At 50.3% G+C, this 16,813-nt stretch carries 20 protein-coding genes; 7 read left to right on the top strand and 13 right to left on the bottom strand.

All coding sequences use genetic code 11. The annotated features are described in order from the left end of the window. Window positions 1-39: 39 nt before the first annotated feature. The 9 genes from flgJ to flgB are packed head-to-tail and all read right to left on the bottom strand — an operon-like array spanning window position 40 to window position 7,237. Complete coding sequence (gene flgJ, locus LC084_RS04735; RefSeq protein WP_226569799.1) at window positions 40-1,008, bottom strand: flagellar assembly peptidoglycan hydrolase FlgJ; 969 nt, start codon at window positions 1,006-1,008, stop codon at window positions 40-42. Further along, window positions 1,008-2,105, bottom strand: coding sequence for a flagellar basal body P-ring protein FlgI (locus LC084_RS04730; protein WP_226569797.1), 1,098 nt, complete (start codon window positions 2,103-2,105; stop codon window positions 1,008-1,010). The genes flgJ and LC084_RS04730 overlap by 1 nt, the downstream gene beginning before the upstream one ends. A 12-nt stretch (window positions 2,106-2,117) precedes the next feature. Then, entirely contained in the window at window positions 2,118-2,816 is a 699-nt protein-coding gene (locus tag LC084_RS04725) for a flagellar basal body L-ring protein FlgH (RefSeq protein WP_226569795.1), read from the bottom strand. Between the two features lie 48 nt (window positions 2,817-2,864). Continuing rightward, complete coding sequence (flgG, locus tag LC084_RS04720; RefSeq protein WP_226569793.1) at window positions 2,865-3,647, bottom strand: flagellar basal-body rod protein FlgG; 783 nt, start codon at window positions 3,645-3,647, stop codon at window positions 2,865-2,867. 17 nt (window positions 3,648-3,664) lie between these two features. Then, window positions 3,665-4,420: a flagellar basal body rod protein FlgF gene (locus LC084_RS04715; RefSeq protein WP_226569791.1), complete on the bottom strand. Its 756-nt coding sequence runs from the start codon at window positions 4,418-4,420 to the stop codon at window positions 3,665-3,667. Window positions 4,421-4,440: 20 nt separating this feature from the next. Beyond that, the gene (gene flgE, locus LC084_RS04710; protein ID WP_226569788.1) at window positions 4,441-5,685 is read right to left on the bottom strand and encodes a flagellar hook protein FlgE; all 1,245 of its coding nucleotides are present in this window, start codon (window positions 5,683-5,685) and stop codon (window positions 4,441-4,443) included. Window positions 5,686-5,708: 23 nt separating this feature from the next. Next, window positions 5,709-6,401 (bottom strand): flagellar hook assembly protein FlgD, encoded by a 693-nt coding sequence (gene flgD / locus LC084_RS04705; protein ID WP_226569786.1) that lies wholly within the window; start codon window positions 6,399-6,401, stop codon window positions 5,709-5,711. Window positions 6,402-6,412: 11 nt separating this feature from the next. After that, window positions 6,413-6,817, bottom strand: a complete 405-nt coding sequence (gene flgC, locus LC084_RS04700) for a flagellar basal body rod protein FlgC (protein ID WP_226569784.1) — start codon at window positions 6,815-6,817, stop codon at window positions 6,413-6,415. A 3-nt stretch (window positions 6,818-6,820) separates the two neighbouring features. Continuing rightward, window positions 6,821-7,237 carry a flagellar basal body rod protein FlgB gene (gene flgB, locus LC084_RS04695; RefSeq protein WP_226569782.1) on the bottom strand — a complete coding sequence of 139 codons (417 nt, stop codon included), beginning with the start codon at window positions 7,235-7,237 and terminating at the stop codon, window positions 6,821-6,823. Window positions 7,238-7,391: 154 nt separating this feature from the next. Here flgB and flgA point away from each other — a divergent pair, with 154 nt between their 5' ends. The 3 genes from flgA to flgN all read left to right on the top strand — a co-directional run bounded on the left by flgA (window position 7,392) and on the right by flgN (window position 8,874). Next, on the top strand, window positions 7,392-8,054 hold the full coding sequence (gene flgA / locus LC084_RS04690; RefSeq protein ID WP_226569781.1) for a flagellar basal body P-ring formation chaperone FlgA: 663 nt from the start codon (window positions 7,392-7,394) through the stop codon (window positions 8,052-8,054). Between the two features lie 93 nt (window positions 8,055-8,147). Beyond that, complete coding sequence (gene flgM / locus LC084_RS04685; RefSeq protein WP_226569779.1) at window positions 8,148-8,438, top strand: flagellar biosynthesis anti-sigma factor FlgM; 291 nt, start codon at window positions 8,148-8,150, stop codon at window positions 8,436-8,438. A gap of 7 nt (window positions 8,439-8,445) precedes the next feature. Next, on the top strand, window positions 8,446-8,874 hold the full coding sequence (gene flgN / locus LC084_RS04680; RefSeq protein ID WP_226569777.1) for a flagella biosynthesis chaperone FlgN: 429 nt from the start codon (window positions 8,446-8,448) through the stop codon (window positions 8,872-8,874). Window positions 8,875-8,928: 54 nt separating this feature from the next. Here flgN and murJ read toward each other — a convergent pair whose 3' ends face one another. The 4 genes from murJ to rimJ form a co-directional block, all read right to left on the bottom strand. After that, entirely contained in the window at window positions 8,929-10,464 is a 1,536-nt protein-coding gene (murJ, locus tag LC084_RS04675; protein ID WP_226569775.1) for a murein biosynthesis integral membrane protein MurJ, read from the bottom strand. Between the two features lie 272 nt (window positions 10,465-10,736). Beyond that, window positions 10,737-11,663: a Gfo/Idh/MocA family protein gene (locus LC084_RS04670; RefSeq protein ID WP_226569774.1), complete on the bottom strand. Its 927-nt coding sequence runs from the start codon at window positions 11,661-11,663 to the stop codon at window positions 10,737-10,739. A gap of 1 nt (window position 11,664) precedes the next feature. After that, window positions 11,665-12,303 (bottom strand): DUF480 domain-containing protein, encoded by a 639-nt coding sequence (locus tag LC084_RS04665; RefSeq protein ID WP_226569772.1) that lies wholly within the window; start codon window positions 12,301-12,303, stop codon window positions 11,665-11,667. Between the two features lie 11 nt (window positions 12,304-12,314). Further along, window positions 12,315-12,899, bottom strand: a complete 585-nt coding sequence (gene rimJ / locus LC084_RS04660) for a ribosomal protein S5-alanine N-acetyltransferase (protein WP_226569770.1) — start codon at window positions 12,897-12,899, stop codon at window positions 12,315-12,317. Window positions 12,900-13,155: 256 nt separating this feature from the next. Between rimJ and mdtH the strand changes: the two genes are divergently transcribed. The 4 genes from mdtH to dinI all read left to right on the top strand — a co-directional run bounded on the left by mdtH (window position 13,156) and on the right by dinI (window position 16,555). Continuing rightward, window positions 13,156-14,364, top strand: a complete 1,209-nt coding sequence (gene mdtH / locus LC084_RS04655; RefSeq protein WP_226571133.1) for a multidrug efflux MFS transporter MdtH — start codon at window positions 13,156-13,158, stop codon at window positions 14,362-14,364. A gap of 136 nt (window positions 14,365-14,500) precedes the next feature. Then, the gene (locus tag LC084_RS04650; RefSeq protein WP_226569769.1) at window positions 14,501-15,058 is read left to right on the top strand and encodes a lipoprotein; all 558 of its coding nucleotides are present in this window, start codon (window positions 14,501-14,503) and stop codon (window positions 15,056-15,058) included. Window positions 15,059-15,197: 139 nt separating this feature from the next. Continuing rightward, window positions 15,198-16,241: a dihydroorotase gene (gene pyrC / locus LC084_RS04645; RefSeq protein ID WP_226569767.1), complete on the top strand. Its 1,044-nt coding sequence runs from the start codon at window positions 15,198-15,200 to the stop codon at window positions 16,239-16,241. 68 nt (window positions 16,242-16,309) lie between these two features. Continuing rightward, complete coding sequence (gene dinI / locus LC084_RS04640; protein WP_226569765.1) at window positions 16,310-16,555, top strand: DNA damage-inducible protein I; 246 nt, start codon at window positions 16,310-16,312, stop codon at window positions 16,553-16,555. The last annotated feature ends 258 nt before the right edge of the window (window positions 16,556-16,813 follow it).

The following is a 16,813-nucleotide window of genomic DNA, read 5'->3' as shown; positions in this document are numbered from 1 at the left end:
CTGAGATTATCGGCAGCACAGGCCAGGACTTGAGGCTAATCAGAACAAATTGCTTAAATCATTGCTGTAGGCTTTAGAAACTTTATCGCTCATGGATTTTAGCTGCTGAATCAATGAGGTAAGTTTATTTGCGTACCCTGGGTCTGTTGCATAACCCGCACGTTGCAATGCCTGCGCACCCTGCTCTGCTGTCGCCGCTGTAGTCACTGCTGCATAACGCGGATTTCTACTCAGCAAGTTCACATAATCGGACAGTGCTTCAAGGTACGAACTGTACACACGAAACGCCGCTTTGACCTTTTTCGCCTGGCCGTTTTCAAATTCAGTTGTGGTGATTTCAGTGGTTGGACCTTTCCAGCTTCCGGTTGCTTTCACCCCGAAAATATTGAAACTGGGCGCGCCGCTGGCAGTACGAATCTGGCGCTGCCCCCACCCGGACTCCAGCGCAGCCTGCGCCAGAATCAGGTGGTGAGGAATACCACTCTGATCGCTGGCGAGTTTGGCAGGCAACGCTAACTGCGCCAGAAAGTTTTTACTGTCTCCATCAAGCTCTTTGTCCGCAAACGAAACAATCGGCCCACTACTGGGCGGAACTTTGGGTATGGCTTTACGCACCAGTTGAGTAAATTCCTGACTTTGATACTGCATGACAGTATTCATATCGAGTCTCATTGGCACGGTCCCCGCTTTCTCAGACGGTGTCTGCGTGCCATTGGTCATCTGTTTTACCATCATGTCTGCCAGCCCAAGGCCTTTGGCGCTGAGATCATCGGCAATCTGCTGATCGTACATACTGGTGTACAAACGGGTTTGATCATTGTCGAGCAGGCCATCTTTCGGCAATGCCTGGCGCATACTCTTCAGTACCATTTGCACGAACATCCCCTCTACTTTTTTGGCAACCTCTTTGAGGTGAGCCTGAGGGTTGTTTGCTGCTGCCCGTTTCAATTCATTCAGCGATTGCGCATCCCACGCAGCACCTGCCATGGACTGGGTATCATTAATCATCAGATAATCTCCAGTTTCGCCCGCAGGCAACCCGCACTCTGCATAGCCTGCAGGATAGACATCAAATCCATAGGTGTTGCACCCAGCGCATTAAGGGCGCGCACCACATTGTTCAGATTGGCGCTTGAGTTAATACGGCGCAGTGCACCGCCACTCTGGCGCATATCAATCTGCGTTTGTGGTGTTACCACGGTCTGCCCACCAGCAAATGGCGTATTCGGCTGGTTCACAACATTCTGTTGGTTAACGGTTACCGACAAGTTACCCTGGGCAACTGCGCAGTTATCCAGAGTGACTTCGCGGTTCATCACCACAGCACCAGTACGCGAGTTGATAATCACTTTGGCGTCCTGAACCGGCACATTAACCTGCAGGTTTTGCACATCTGCCAGGAAACGCACCTGAGAGCTATTGCCTTGGGGAACTCGAATTTGAACGGTACGGGAATCAATAGCCTGAGCGACGCCATAGCCCTGGGAACGGTTAATGGTATCGGAAATCTGCTGCGCAAGGCTGAAGTCTTCCTGGTTGAGTTGCAGGTTGATGCTGTTACCTTGCCCAAAGTTGCTGGGCAACTCACGCTCAACCACCGCCCCACCGGTAATCCGGCCACCATTGAGTTGGTTAACCTGAACACTGCTGCCACCTGCTGATGCCCCCGCGCCGCCAATCAGGATATTCCCTTGTGCCAACGCATAGACCTGGTTATCCACCCCTTTAAGTGGCGTCATCAGCAAAGTGCCGCCACGCAGGCTTTTCGCATTACCGAGTGATGAAACCACTACATCAATACGCTGCCCCTGGCGGGAGAACGCCGGTAAATCCGCGGTGACCATTACTGCCGCCACGTTTTTCAACTGCATATTAGTGCCACTGGGAACGGTTATACCCAGTTGTGACAGCATGTTATTCAGGCTCTGCGTGGTAAAAGGCGTTTGGGTTGTCTGGTCACCCGTACCATCAAGCCCTACGACCAGGCCATAGCCAATAAGTGAGTTATCACGCACGCCCTGTACAGTGGTGAGATCGCGAATGCGGTCTGCCTGAGCCAGTGTTGCCACCAGCAGCAATCCGATTGCGAAAATTGACTTAAACATACTTCACCTCGCTTAGTACGGCGCGACATTAAGGAAGAAACGTTGCAACCAGCCCATTTGCTGTGCTTCATTGATATAGCCGTTACCGACATATTCAATACGGGCATCCGCCACCTGGGTTGATATGACGGTATTACTGGTTGAAATAAAGCGTGGGTTCACCACACCAGAGAAACGAATAAATTCAGTACCCTGATTAATCGCAATTTGTTTTTCACCCACCACATGGAGGTTACCGTTAGCCAGAACTTGATCTACCGTCACAGTCAAAGTACCCGTAAAGGTGTTTTTTGCACTGGAGCCACCCTGGCCGGTGAAATCGTTTTTACCTTCCATGTCGAGGTCTGCACGCGCATTGCCAAACAGCCCTTGCAAATAGCGTGGAGCGGTCGTTACCGCCAGGCTACTGCTTCCATCACGCGATGCGTTTGAAGAAGAAGATTTGCTGGCACTGACATTTTCCTGGAGATTAATGGTGAGCGTGTCACCAATATTACGTGGGCGTCGGTCTTCAAATAACGGCTGATACCCGTAATTAATCGGTTGAACAGTCTGGAAAATAGAACCATTGACCGCCGGAACCGGGCCCGGAATAGGTTGTGCCGAAGTCGGCCCCTGAACAAGCGGCTTACTCGGGACCAGTGAACAGCCACACAGGGCAACACTCAGGCTAATGGCAAGCGGTCGATACCACTGGTTACGGTTTTGCATTACGTTTATCTTCAGAAAATATTAGCCGGCGGCAAAGCCGGCCAGATTTTAAAGTTGTGACAGTTTCTGCAGCATCTGGTCCGTCGTGGAAACTGCTTTACTGTTAATCTCATAAGCACGCTGAACCTGAATCATATTGACCAGTTCTTCGGCAACGTTAACGTTAGAGGTTTCCACATACCCTTGATACAACAGCCCTGCGCCATTCTGGCCCGGGGTTGATTCTGTCGGCGCACCGGAAGCCTGTGTTTCGGTGTAAAGGTTTTCGCCAATACTTTCGAGCCCGGAAGTGTTAATAAACGTCGCCAGGTTCAACTGCCCCACCTGCTGCGTAGCCGTCTGCCCTTGCAGAGTGACGCTGACCACGCCATCACGTGCTACGGTAATGCTTAGCGCGTTACTGGGGATAGTGATAGCCGGTTGCACAGGGAACCCGCCGTTAGTTACTAACTGCCCATTGGAATCGAGCTGGAAGGAACCGTCACGAGTATAAGCTGTGGTGCCATCGGGCAACTGAACTTCGAAAAAGCCCTCACCTTTAATTGCAATGTCTTTGCTATTGTCGGTTTGGTTCAGGTTCCCCTGATTGTGAATACGTTCCGTTGCCACTGGCCGAACCCCGGTACCAATTTGCAGACCGGAAGGTAGCGTGGTTTGTTCTGAAGACTGTGCCCCAGGCTGGCGTATCGTTTGATACAATAAATCTTCAAACACCGCACGCTGGCGCTTGAAGCCGTTAGTACTGACGTTTGCCAGGTTGTTGGCAATCACATCCATGTTCGTTTGTTGTGCATCCAGGCCTGTTTTCGCGATCCATAGTGAGCTGATCATGGTGAAATCCTGTTTTATTAAGTCAGTGACAGCAATTGGTTCGCACGTTGTTCGTTACCGTCAACATTGCTGATAACTTTCATTTGCATCTCAAAACGGCGTGAATTGCTAATCATGTCAGCCATTGCTTCAACAGCGTTGACATTACTACCTTCCAGCACACCGGCCATCACTTTCAACGTTGGGTCTGCTGCGGGTGCAGCGCCGCGTGTCGCCTGTGCCTGCTGGGTGAGATGGAACAAACCGTCATCACCGCGTTCAACTTCCTGGGCGGTGGCCTTCACCATTTTCAACTTGCCAATAGGCGCAGCTGTATTTGGCGGGTCTCCAGGGTTAAGTGCAGTGATAGTGCCGTCTGCAGCAATTGTCAGTTGAGCATTCTGAGGAACCGCAACGGGACCACCATCGCCCATGACCAGATTGCCATTCACTTCTAATTGCCCGTTGATATTCACCTGCATGTTACCGTTTCGGGTGTAGGCTTCCTGGCCATTTGGCGTCCGAACAGCCAGCCAGCCGTCTTGCTGCATTGCCACATCCAGATTACGGCCGGTGTAATCCATCGAACCTGGACTCATGTCCGAACCCGGTGTTGACGCAGCAACCAGCGTACGAGTTGGTAGCGATAACCCCTCAACCGGCACTGCACGCAGTGCCTCGAGTTGTTTGCGAAAACCAGGTGTCGACGCGTTAGCCATGTTGTTAGCCGTGACAGACTGTAAATCCAGTGTCTGACTGGCCGCGCCCATAGCGGTATATATTGCGTGATCCATTAAGCCACCCCGTCAGTCGATTAACGCAGGTTAACCAGCGTGTTAAGGATCTGATCCTGAGTTTTAATCGTCTGGGCGTTTGACTGATAGTTACGTTGCGCAACAATCATATTCACCAGCTCTTTACTCAGGTCAACGTTGGAAGACTCCAGCGCCCCACTGGTCAGCGTGCCGAATGTTCCGGTACCGGCAATCCCCAGTAATGCAGCCCCTGAAGATGCAGTCGCACTCCACAGGTTGTCGCCTTCAGACTGCAAACCTTCCGGGTTAGCAAAGTTTGCCAGGGCAATCTGGCCCAACAACTGGGATTCACCGTTAGAGTAAGTACCGGTAATAGTGCCGTCGTCATTGATGGCGTAGCTCACCATTTCGCCTGGTGCATAGCCATCTTGAGAGGTAGAAACAATGTTGCTGCTACCATAGTTCTGTTGCATAGAACCGGTGAAATCCAGCGAGAAAGTGGCAGGCGTTGCACCACTGGTGGTATCCGTGGTCAGACCGGTGAAAATCCCTGCAGTCGTAGTGGCCGTACCGGAGCTGTCCGCGGTGCTAGTCAGATTTCCGTTGGCATCAAAGGTCATCGTGCCTAACAGAGAAGAAGTACTGCCGCTAACACTACTGTCCTGGGTGTAGACATCCCAAGTGTTATCTGCGGTTTTCACGAAGTACACGTTCATATCATGGGTGTTACCCTGAGAATCATATACCGTGATCGTGCCTTTCTTGTTGTATGTCGTGGAGTCTGTTGAATCGAAAGTGCTGGTAATCGCATCATCCGATGAATTCAACTGCACTTCCATGTCCGCCGACGTTGTGATTTGTGCAGCCATAGGTGAGCTGGGAATTGACAAAGTGACTGGGTTTGCCCCCTGGTTAATGGTGGGTGGAGTGCCACTTGCCGGATAACCCGTTACATAATAACCCTGTGAGTTAACCAGGTTACGGTTTTCATCGAGTTGCAACTGGCCGTTACGGCTGTAGTAAACCGAGCCAGCGTCATCCGTCATACGGAAGAAACCATTTTGGTTAATGGCCACATCCAAACCACGGCTGGTATTGGTTACCGTACCATCCGAGAAGTTCTGAATAACAGCCGCTACTTTTACACCCAGGCCCACTTTGGAACTGGCACCGGCAAACATATCGGCAAAAGCAATCCCGGAGGATTTAAACCCGTATGTGGCGGAGTTGGCAATGTTGTTGCCGATAACGTCCAGGTTACTGGAAGCAGCGTTAAGGCCACTGACCGCTTGAGAAAAAGACATGTGTCCTACCCCTGATGGTTAAGTTAGAGAATCTGCCGCACTTCGCTGAGCGTAGTGGTGCCGTAGGTACCTAAATCGAGCAAATTACCGCTGTCACTACTGGTGATGCCATTGACCAACGCATATTGCAGCGGCTGCGCTGTCAATTGTGTCGAGCCATTGGTAGCTGTAACCGTGACAGTGTAAGAGCCATCTGCAACCGTTGAACCATCTGAGGTTGTGCCATCCCACGAGAAGGTGTGGACACCCGCACTCAGTGCACCGAGGTCAATGGTTTGCACCACTTTGCCGGTACTGTCGGTAATTGTGGCTGTGGTTGACGTTGATGCCTGTTCCAGTTCAACACCAAACGGCGTGGTCGCACCACTGCCCGCCAGTACGGTAGAGCCGGTAATCATGACACCATGGCCAATCAGTGAAGAAGCCTGCAATTGCTGGCTGTCGTCAATCTGTCCGGAAATAGAACCCAGCGTGGTATTGAGTTTTTCAATACCACTCAAGGTGCTTATCTGTGCCAACTGAGAGGTCAACTGGCTGTTGTCCATTGGGTTGGTCGGATCCTGGTTTTTCATCTGTGCGACGAGCAACGTCAGGAACTCGTCTTGTAAATCGTCTGCACTGCTTGTTGTCAGGCCACTGGACGAAGTGGTCGAACTGGTTGCGGTACTGGACGCCAGCGCACTACTGGTATCATTAACACTGACTGAAACAGACATTGTTTCCCCCTTTATTGACCAAGTGTCAGTGTTTTCAACATCATGCTTTTCACGGTGTTGAGCACTTCGACGTTAGCCTGATAACTGCGCGATGCAGACATGGTGTTAACCATTTCACCGACAACATCCACATTTGGCATCCGCACATAGCCATTGGTATCCGCCAGCGGGTTGCCCGGCTGGTAAACCATCTTGAACGGGTCCTGGCTTTCCACGACACCTGCAACCTTCACACCGCCAGTTGCCGCACCGACCGGCGCATCCACCTGAAAGACAACCTGTTTGGCCCGATAAGGTTGCCCATCTGGCCCGGCGACGCTGTCAGCATTCGCAAGGTTACTGGCTGAAACGTTCAGACGGGCGGATTGCGCTGCCATCGCTGAACCTGCTATATCGAAAATATTAAGAAGCGCCATCTGTTACCCCTGTTGTTGCAATACCGACATCATGCTTTTGATTTGGCCGGTAATAGCGGTGATGTCCATCTGGTATTTCAGGCTGTTGTCAGCAAAAGCAGTTCGCTCACGGTTCATATCCACGGTATTGCCATCTGCGGCTGGCTGATCCGGAATCCTGTACTTCAAATCCATAGCCGGTGACGACGATGTCTCGGCAGCAATATGCCGTGATGATGTCAGCGTCAGGGAAAGTCCCCCTTCCGCCGCCCTGCCGCGATCCATGACTTTTTTCAGTTCACTGGAAAAGTCGATATCACGGGCCTGATAACCCGGGGTATCGGCATTCGCGATATTCCCGGCGAGAATTTCCTGACGCTGAGCCCGCAGGTTGAGTGCTTCCTGCCCAAAGCGCAGTGCAGCATCCAGTTTATCGAGCATGTTTCCTCCGCGCAGACGATGAGTTATAGCCGACAGCTTAATTCTCCTTGCGCGCGCTTTATCGCCGGAATAAACGCAAAATGCTTCGCTATTTGTCGCCTTGAAATTCTTTGCTTCCAGGTAAAATCCTTAGCATCCCTAACTGGAGGTGCTTATGTTTTCCCGAATACTCAGCACTGCAGCGGTGCTACTCATTGCGCTGCCGCTTACCTGTTTTGCAGGTGACCTCGACTCCCAGATGAATGCGTTTTTCCAACAACGCCTTGCCGGGGTCAGTGATGATGTGAAGGTGAAAATCAACTCGCCCCAGTCACAGTTGCCTCAGTGTGCTGCACCTGAATTTCGCCTGCCTTCAACAGGACGTTTTTGGGGGAATCTGAGCGTGATGATGCGTTGTGGTAACCAGCAACGTTATGTATTGGTATCGGTACAGGCCAGGGGAAACTATGTGGTGGCAAGCCAGGTTTTAGAACGTGGAGCGCCGGTGACACCGGGCGATGTTGAGCTAAAATATGGCCGTCTTGATCTGTTACCGCCAAATACGCTGTTTTCTGTAGAAGATGCGCTTAATGCCGTTACACTGCGCAATATTGCTGCGGGCCAGCCCATTATGCGCACTATGTTGCGTGTTCAATGGCGAGTAAAGGCGGGGCAAAAAGTACAAGTTATCGCGTCGGGACAAGGGTTTAGCGTGAACAGTGAAGGCAAGGCATTGAACAATGCCGCCGTTACGCAAAATGCCCGTGTCAGAATGACTTCAGGCCAGGTGGTCAGTGGGATTGTCGATAGTGATGGGAATATTCTTATTAATCTATAATCTTTTAAAGATTCTGTTCAGACTGCCGATAAATTTAGCAACGAAACGAGATGACAGGTATCGCCTGGCGCGACCACCACAGAGGACACAGATATGAGCATTGAGCGCACATCACCACTAAAACCCGTGAGCACTGTTCAAACACGCGAAAGCAGTGACACAACTTCGGCGAAAGTCCGCCTGAACAAAACAGGCTCTGAGACCAGCAGCACTGTCACCCTGAGCGATGCTCAGGCTAAACTGATGCAACCCGGCCCCAGTGATGTCAATATGGAACGTGTTGAAGCTATCAAGACGGCCATCAAAAATGGCGAACTGAAAATGGACACCGGTAAAATTGCCGATGCACTGATTCAGGATGCGAAAAGCTATTTAGAAGAGTAATTCAGCCATGAGCCGCCTGTTAGAACTGATGGATCAAATGACTTCAGTGCTGAATGACCTTAAGCGCGTTTTAGACGCAGAACAGGCCCAGCTCTCTGCGGGTTTTGTCAATGGCGTTGCGTTGCAGCGCGTCACTGAAGAGAAAAGCTCGCTACTCGCAACACTCGACTATCTGGAGCAACAACGGCGACTGGAGCAACGGCCCCGGCATGCTGCCGCCAATGATGACCAGATAGAATTGCGTTGGCAAACAATCAAGAAAAAAACGCGTTACCTGAACGACCTGAACACCCACAACGGTTGGTTACTTGAAGGCCAGCTTGAGCGAAATAAAGACGCGCTGGATGTGTTACGCCCCCATCAAGAGCCAGGCCTTTATGGCGCTAATGGGCAAACGGCGGCACCTAACCGCAACGGTAAAAAATTTAGCGTCTGATTATTGAGCCCCCTGCTTCCAGGGGGCACAAGCTTACCCACACGCATTTCTGCCTTACAGTGTTCTGCGGGCAAATTCCTTAAGCTTAAATCCCAACACCAACAGAGTAGCAAAATAGGCCACCACACCGGCAATAACGACTGCCACCAGGCGCAGCAAACGCTCAGGCATTCCACCATGATGCCAGGCAGGCATCACATACATCACACCTATCAGCACCGCCGCCATAACGACAACGGCACACACCAGACGAAACAGGAATATCCGCCAGCCCGGCTCTGGTGTAAAAATACCTTGTTTACGCAATTGCCAGTACAACAACGCAGCATTCAGGCAGGCAGCAAGGCCAATAGACAACGACAAGCCGGCATGCTTAAGTGGGCCTATAAACGCCAGGTTCATTACCTGCGTCATGATGAGCGTAACAATGGCTATTTTTACGGGCGTTTTAATATCCTGACGGGAATAAAACCCTGGAGCGAGTACCTTCACGACAATCAGCCCCATCAAACCGACGGAATAAGCGATCAACGCCCGTTGAGTCATTTGCGCATCAAATGCCGTGAATTTTCCATACTGGAACAGCGATACTGTTAGCGGTTTAGAGAGCAACCCCAGAGCCACTGCACTGGGTAACGCCAGCAGAAAGCACAAGCGCAGGCCCCAATCCATCAGGCGGTTATATTCTTCATGATTGCCACTGGCAAAGCTTTTCGACAATGAAGGCAACAAAATGGTCCCCAAAGCCACACCCAATACACCGGAAGGGAACTCCATCAGCCGGTCAGCGTAATACATCCAGGAAACCGAACCCGATACCAGGAATGATGCAAAAATCGTATTGATTATGAGCGAAATCTGGCTAACGGACACACCAAGAATGGCAGGCCCCATCTGGCGTAAAACTCTAATCGCGCCTTCATTTTTGAAACTGATACGCGGCAGTACCAGCATGCCAATTTTGCGCAAGTGAGGTAACTGATAAAACAACTGCAACACCCCACCAACCGTTACTGCCCACGCCAGGGCAAGCACTGGCGGGTGGAAATACGGCGCAGCAAACAGCGCAAAGCTAATCATACTGACATTAAGCAATGTCGGTGCAAATGCCGGAACGGAAAACCGATTCCAGGTATTGAGAATGGCACCAACCAGTGATGCCAGAGAAATTAGCAGAATATACGGAAAGGTTATTCGCAGAAGCTGTGAAGTAAGCGCAAATTTGTCGGGGGTATCAGCAAAGCCCGGGGCGGTAACCATAATGACCCAAGGAGCAGCCAGCATCCCCAGCACAGTTACCAACGCCAGCGCTAAAGTAAGCAAACCGGAAACATAAGCAATAAAAATCCGTGTTGCTTCTTCTCCTTCTTTGCTTTTATATTCAGCAAGAATTGGGACAAAGGCTTGGGAGAATGCCCCCTCAGCAAAAATACGCCGCAACAAATTGGGTAGTTTGAAGGCAACAAAGAACGCATCTGTTGCCATCCCTGCGCCAAAAACTCGAGCCACGATTGCATCACGGGCAAACCCGAGAACACGGGAAAACATCGTCATCGAACTGACTGCAGCCAGCGATTTTAACAAGTTCATTACAGTACGGTTTCCACAAAAACAGCAACGCCTGCAAAGCAGGCGCCAGACTGACGGCAAACACTGATATTGAAAAAACCAGCGCATGCCATCACAGAATAATTACGCACAATTTTTATTCACTACCAACACACAAAGGCCCATGAAACATTTTTCTTATCAGTAAGATGAACACAACAAAACCGATACATCATGGGCACAAAGGCGCTTAGTCTACCTGAGTAAAAACCCAAAAAACCAGCCACAGAGCGTTACAGGACATAACCAACCCACTATTCACTAATCGCTTCACGCCACAACTTTTCTACAATGCGCTGGGCCAACAATGCCTGTTCGCCAGAAGTTTGAGGTGCTGTTTGGTTTTCCACACAACTGATAAAGTGCTGTACACAACCATAAAATCCGCGTTGTTCAAGTGTTGATTGCCAGCCAGGAACCGGGACAGACACAACCCCTTGCCCACACTCTTCAGTCCACTCACGCATCTCTTTTACCCATAACAAACCACCGTCAGTCACCGCCTGAACAGTTTCAGCCTGGCTACCAGCCCGGCGGTGCATACTGGTTGTGACCAGAGCCTGTTGCACGGAGAAATGGTGTTCAGCATACAGCATTTCGCCTTGTTCACTGGTTTGAATGCGCCCGCTTGTTACCCGGCCTTCGCTGCCAGACAACCAAAGTGCAGTATCCACTACATGCAGGTAGTCATCTAACAGAGTGAAATGTAAATCCTGGGGTCCAACACTATCAGTTCGGTGTTTTTCCATACGCAGAGAAGCCAGGCTACCCGCGATTCGCGCCTTCAAAGCCTGGTAATGCGGGGCAAAACGCCGGTTAAAACCGACCATCAGCACACACTGTTTTTTCCGTGCCAGGTCAACCAACTTTTCGGCGTCACCAAGCGTAGCCGCCAGTGGTTTATCTACACAAACATGCACCCCAGCCCGCAGTGCTGTGCTCACCACATCATAATGGCTGTGCGTCGCCGTATGCACAAATAACGCATCGCAGCCAGCGAGTACATCGCCCAGGCTGGAAACACAAGGAATACGCCAGGCCTGACAAACATGCCGGGCTTTTTCCTGGTTGGGAGACCAGGCACCGGTTATTTCCCACCCCTGTTCATGTGCCAGCACTGGCAACCAGGCTTTTTGAGCAATATTGCCCAACCCAGCGATACCAACCCGCAGCCTGGCCATTTTATAATCCTGCCGCTTCAAGCCGTGTTTTTAATGCGGCCAGTTCTTCTTCCAAAGCAGCAACACGCAGCGCAAGCCCAGTTGGAGCCGTTTCACCCTCATCACTGCCATGCGCAATAACTGGCTCACTTCCATCACCAAACAAATGTTGGTAACGGTTCTCGCGTTTACCCGGTTCACGAGGCAGTTTCACTACCATTGGGCCATCTTCGCGGCAGGCCAGGGCTTCCAGTGTTTGCTCCACTTCCTGCATGTCGACAAAATCATGCATACGAGCAGCACGCATGCGTAATTCACCGGGCGTTTGTGGGCCACGCAGTAACAATGTCGTCAGCAAGGCTACCTGAGCCCCAGATAGTTTTAATTGCCCAAATTCTGAATTACAGAAGCGCTGTTCATATTTAGTTACCCTGTTACCAAAACCACTTTGCGGGCTGATATGATGGCGGCGCACCAACTCATCAACTACAGACTGAACGTCAGCATCAGTTAATGACATCACTGGCTCACGGTTAGTTTTTTGATTAGCGCCAGTGACAATGGCGTTGAGTGATAACGGATACTGTTCCGGTGTAGTGACTTGCTTTTCCAGCAAAACGCCAATCACACGTGCTTCTTCAGGGGAAAATTGATGTTTCATACCTACTCCTTTTAGCGCCCAGGGGTCCAGTCTTGGGTAGTCAGGGCCGTAAGAACGTGATCCTGCCATTGACCATCTATTAGCAAATAATTTTTGGCATAACCTTCTTTTTCAAACCCCAGGCGCGCCAGTAAGTTACCACTGCGGTTATTATGCGGCATGTAATTCGCCATAATACGGTGAATGTTCTGTGTGCGCTGCATGTAACGAACCGCGCTGGTCAATGCTTCATACATCAACCCCTGGCCTTGCCACTTTTCCCCCAACGAATAACCCAGGTAGCAAGCATGAAAGGCACCACGAACTACATTGGAGAAATTCGCGACACCACAGATTTCTTTTTCATCTGGGTCAAGTAATGCGAAATAGTAAGCCCCACCTTGTTTATGCAGTTCATTGATCATACTCAGTCTTGCTTGCCACCCTGATGGGTAACAATGGCTTTCATCGCGTATAGGCTCCCAGGGCTTAAGGAACAAACGGTTTTGTGCATAATACTCTGCTAACCGAAACGCATCTCTGTCATACACCAGCCGTACAACCAGCCGGTCAGTGGTCAGCCTGACCTTTGGTACATTGCTACGATAGCCAAACATCTCCCCACTCCTGTTTCAGGGCTTCCAGTGCCAAAATCCCCTGTCATTAACCTCACTCGCATACTGATGACGAGTATAGTGCAGAGCATCATAATAAAAAGCGCGCTACGCTGCCTGTAAAGAACCAGGCACTTTTTTGATTTTATTCACAAATGAGAGTTATCGCAGCCAATAAAAATTTATTTGCATGTCTCTGGGCAAAAACAGTGAAATCAGCGATGATAACTTTCTTATCTTTCATTCCCCTGGAGGGGAAATGGTGCGCGTCAGGCAGGCAAGGAACCTGGGTAAAGCATTCCTTCTTCTCGACAATATGCTGGTAGTACTTGGCTTTTTTGTCGTGTTTCCACTTATCTCAATTCATTTTGTCGACAAGCTCGGCTGGGCTGCACTGTTGGTAGGCATTGGCCTGGGTTTACGCCAGCTGATTCAACAAGGCTTAGGGATCTTCGGCGGTGCTTTCGCCGACCGTTTCGGTGCCCGCCCCATGATTGTCACTGGGATGCTGATGCGTGCTGGCGGTTTTGCTGCCATGGCAGTCGCCCATGAACCCTGGGTATTGTGGGTATCCTGCCTGCTGTCTGGCCTTGGCGGGACATTGTTTGACCCGCCCCGCTCAGCACTGGTTGTAAAACTGATTCGCCCGACACAACGGGGGCGTTTTTTCTCTATTCTGATGATGCAAGACAGCGCTGGTGCTGTAATTGGCGCGATGTTAGGAAGCTGGTTACTGCAATATGATTTTCGTCTGGTTTGCTGGGCCGGCGCTGCACTCTTTATTGTGTGTGCAGGGTGTAATGCGTTTTTGCTGCCCCGTTATAAGCTTTCCACCACCCGGACTCCGTTGCGTGCTGGCATGCAGCGTGTCATGAAGGACCGCCGCTTTGTGGCATATGTTCTGACACTTACCGGATACTACATGTTGGGCGTTCAGGTGATGCTGATGCTGCCAGTGATGGTCAATGATATTGCGGGCAACCCAGGCGCAGTAAAATGGATGTACGCCATTGAGGCCTGCCTGTCACTGACACTTCTGTACCCCATCGCCCGCTGGAGTGAAAAGCATTTTCGCCTTGAGCAGCGTCTGATGGCTGGCCTGCTGCTCATGAGCCTCAGCCTGTTACCCATCGGACTGGTAGCGAATTTGCACCAACTATTACTCCTTATCTGCCTGTTTTATCTCGGTTCAATTATTGCAGAACCCGCAAGGGAAACCTTAAGTGCATCACTGGCAGACCCACGAGCCCGTGGTAGTTATATGGGGTTCAGCCGGTTAGGGCTGGCTTTTGGCGGTGCACTTGGTTATGCCGGTGGCGGCTGGCTGTTGGATACAGGCAAAGCGCTGCACCTTCCGACGTTGCCCTGGCTGGTTCTGGCCTTTATTGGTATAGCCACTTTTGCCGGGTTATGGTGGCAATTCAGCTCATCGGCATCTTCAGAGCAAGGAATGGCACCAAACCCATAGCTTTCTGCAACCGCCTACAGGCAGCTACAGCCGATGGTCTGCCCGGATATTTCAGGTTATTCTTCTGGCCTTTAAGGCAAAAATATTTGATGCTCTGCGTCAGCAAGCTGACTCATGAAGAAAATCGAGGATATACATGAAGAAAGTGTTGTTAGGTATGGTGGCGTTTTGCGCTTTATTTCTGGTTGCCTGCAACCAGCTAACACAGTACACCATCAGTGAGCAGGAAATTAACCAGGCACTGGTGAAACATGACCAGTACAACAAAACCATCGGCCTGCCTGGCGTGGCTGATGCGCACATTGTGTTGTCAAACCTGAAAACACAAATTGGCCGCGAAGAGCCTGGCAAAGTTAAGCTCACTGGGGATGCAGATATCAAACTGACATCCATTTTCGGCAATCAACAGGCGCTCATGAAACTGACGCTTAAGGCAACACCTTCTTTTGATGCAGAACAAGGTGCTATTTACCTCAAAGATCTCGAAGTCACTGATACAGATGTTGAACCACAAAAAATGCAAACCGTATTGCAAACGCTAAATCCGTATCTCAATGACTCACTCCGTGCCTGGTTTGAAAAACACCCAGCATATGTCCTGAAAGATGATCGCAGTAACGGTGAAAAACTGGCGAAGAAATATGCCAAAGGTATTGAAGTGAAACCCGGTGAAATTGTTATTCCCTTGCTTTAATACCCACACTTGCCCGCCCAACCGGCGGGCAAGTAAATTTATACGGAAAAAGGTGCAAACGTAAACGTTTCCGCTTATCCTTTGTGCCCGGCTAAAGCCCACTAATACGTGACTGACTTTTTCAATGCCGGAGCATCTCATGACCACACCCCAGGTATTAACCATCCGCCGCCCAGATGACTGGCACCTCCACTTGCGTGATGGCGATATGTTACGCGCCGTTGTGCCTTATACCAGCGCCGTTTATCGCCGTGCGATTGTCATGCCTAACCTGGTGCCGCCAGTTACCACAGTGGAAGCAGCGATTGCTTACCGTCAGCGCATTCTTGATGCCGTACCCGACGACCACCAGTTTGAACCACTGATGACCTGCTACCTGACAGACAACCTGGACCCGAATGAATTGGAAAAGGGATTTGTCCAGGGTGTATTCACCGCAGCGAAACTGTATCCGGCCAATGCCACTACCAACTCCAGCCACGGTGTCAGCAGTATTGATGCCATCAACCCAGTTCTTGCCCGTATGGAAAAAATTGGGATGCCGTTACTGGTACATGGCGAAGTAACCCATGCAGACATTGATATTTTTGACAGAGAAGCCCGCTTCATTGAGACGGTAATGGAGCCACTGCGCCAGCGTTTCCCGGCACTGCGTGTGGTGTTTGAACATATCACCACAAAAGAAGCTGCCCAGTATGTACGCGATGGCAATTCATTATTAGCCGCCACCATCACGCCTCAGCATTTAATGTTCAACCGCAATCATATGTTGGTTGGCGGTGTTCGCCCTCATTTCTATTGCCTGCCAATACTGAAGCGTAATGTGCATCAGGTTGCGCTGCGCGAGTTAGTTGCCAGCGGCTGTGACCGGGTATTTTTAGGCACAGACTCTGCACCTCATGGCAAACACCGTAAAGAAGCAAGTTGTGGTTGCGCTGGTTGTTTTAATGCCCCTTCTGCACTGGCTATTTATGCCACTGTATTTGAAGAAATGAATGCAATGCAGCACTTCGAGGCATTTTGTTCACTGAACGGGCCGCGCTTTTATGGCCTGCCGGAAAATGAAGACCAGCTGACACTGGTGCGCCGTGAAGAAGTCATGCCGGAAGAAATTTCGCTTGAAAGCGATACACTGGTACCGTTCCTTGCCGGGGAAGTACTTAACTGGAGTATTAAGCCCTGATTAATTGACTTGCCCCCCAACAAGTATTACTGTATATATAAACAGTATATTTACAGGGGGGGTTTGTTATGCGTATTGAAATTACTCTGGCGAAAAGCTCGCCACTGCCACCCGGTGCTATTGAAGCACTGACCAATGAATTATCCCGCCGTATTGAAGCACAGTTTCCTGAGCAACCAGGAAGTGTTTCTGTGCGGTATGCTGGTGCCAATCAGCTTTCTGTCTTTGGTGGTGCAAAGGAAGACAAAGAGCGCATCAGCGAGATTTTGCAGGAAACCTGGGAAAGCGCAGATGACTGGTTCTGCGGAGAATAACACTACTCATTTTCCATTTTTGGTATTTTTGCCGGGCACGCCGTCCGGCTTTTTTCGTCTTTATCTGAGCTATTATCGGCAGTAATCAGTTTTCTCCGAGATAATTGATGCTTAATTGTGCTACAACGCTAAATTATTGTAAAAAAAGTTTAGTTCTTAGTTTATCACTCCCATCAATATTTATTTATTGATATACTTACTTCTGCTTCACATATAAACATGCATTAAACCTCGAACGTCGTCGCCGTAGTTACGTAT

It is taken from the genome of Mangrovibacter yixingensis (assembly GCF_020523985.1).
Taxonomy (GTDB): Bacteria; Pseudomonadota; Gammaproteobacteria; order Enterobacterales; family Enterobacteriaceae; genus Mangrovibacter; species Mangrovibacter yixingensis.
Note: the sequence above shows the minus strand (reverse complement) of the source record. Positions and strands in the feature narration are given on the sequence as shown.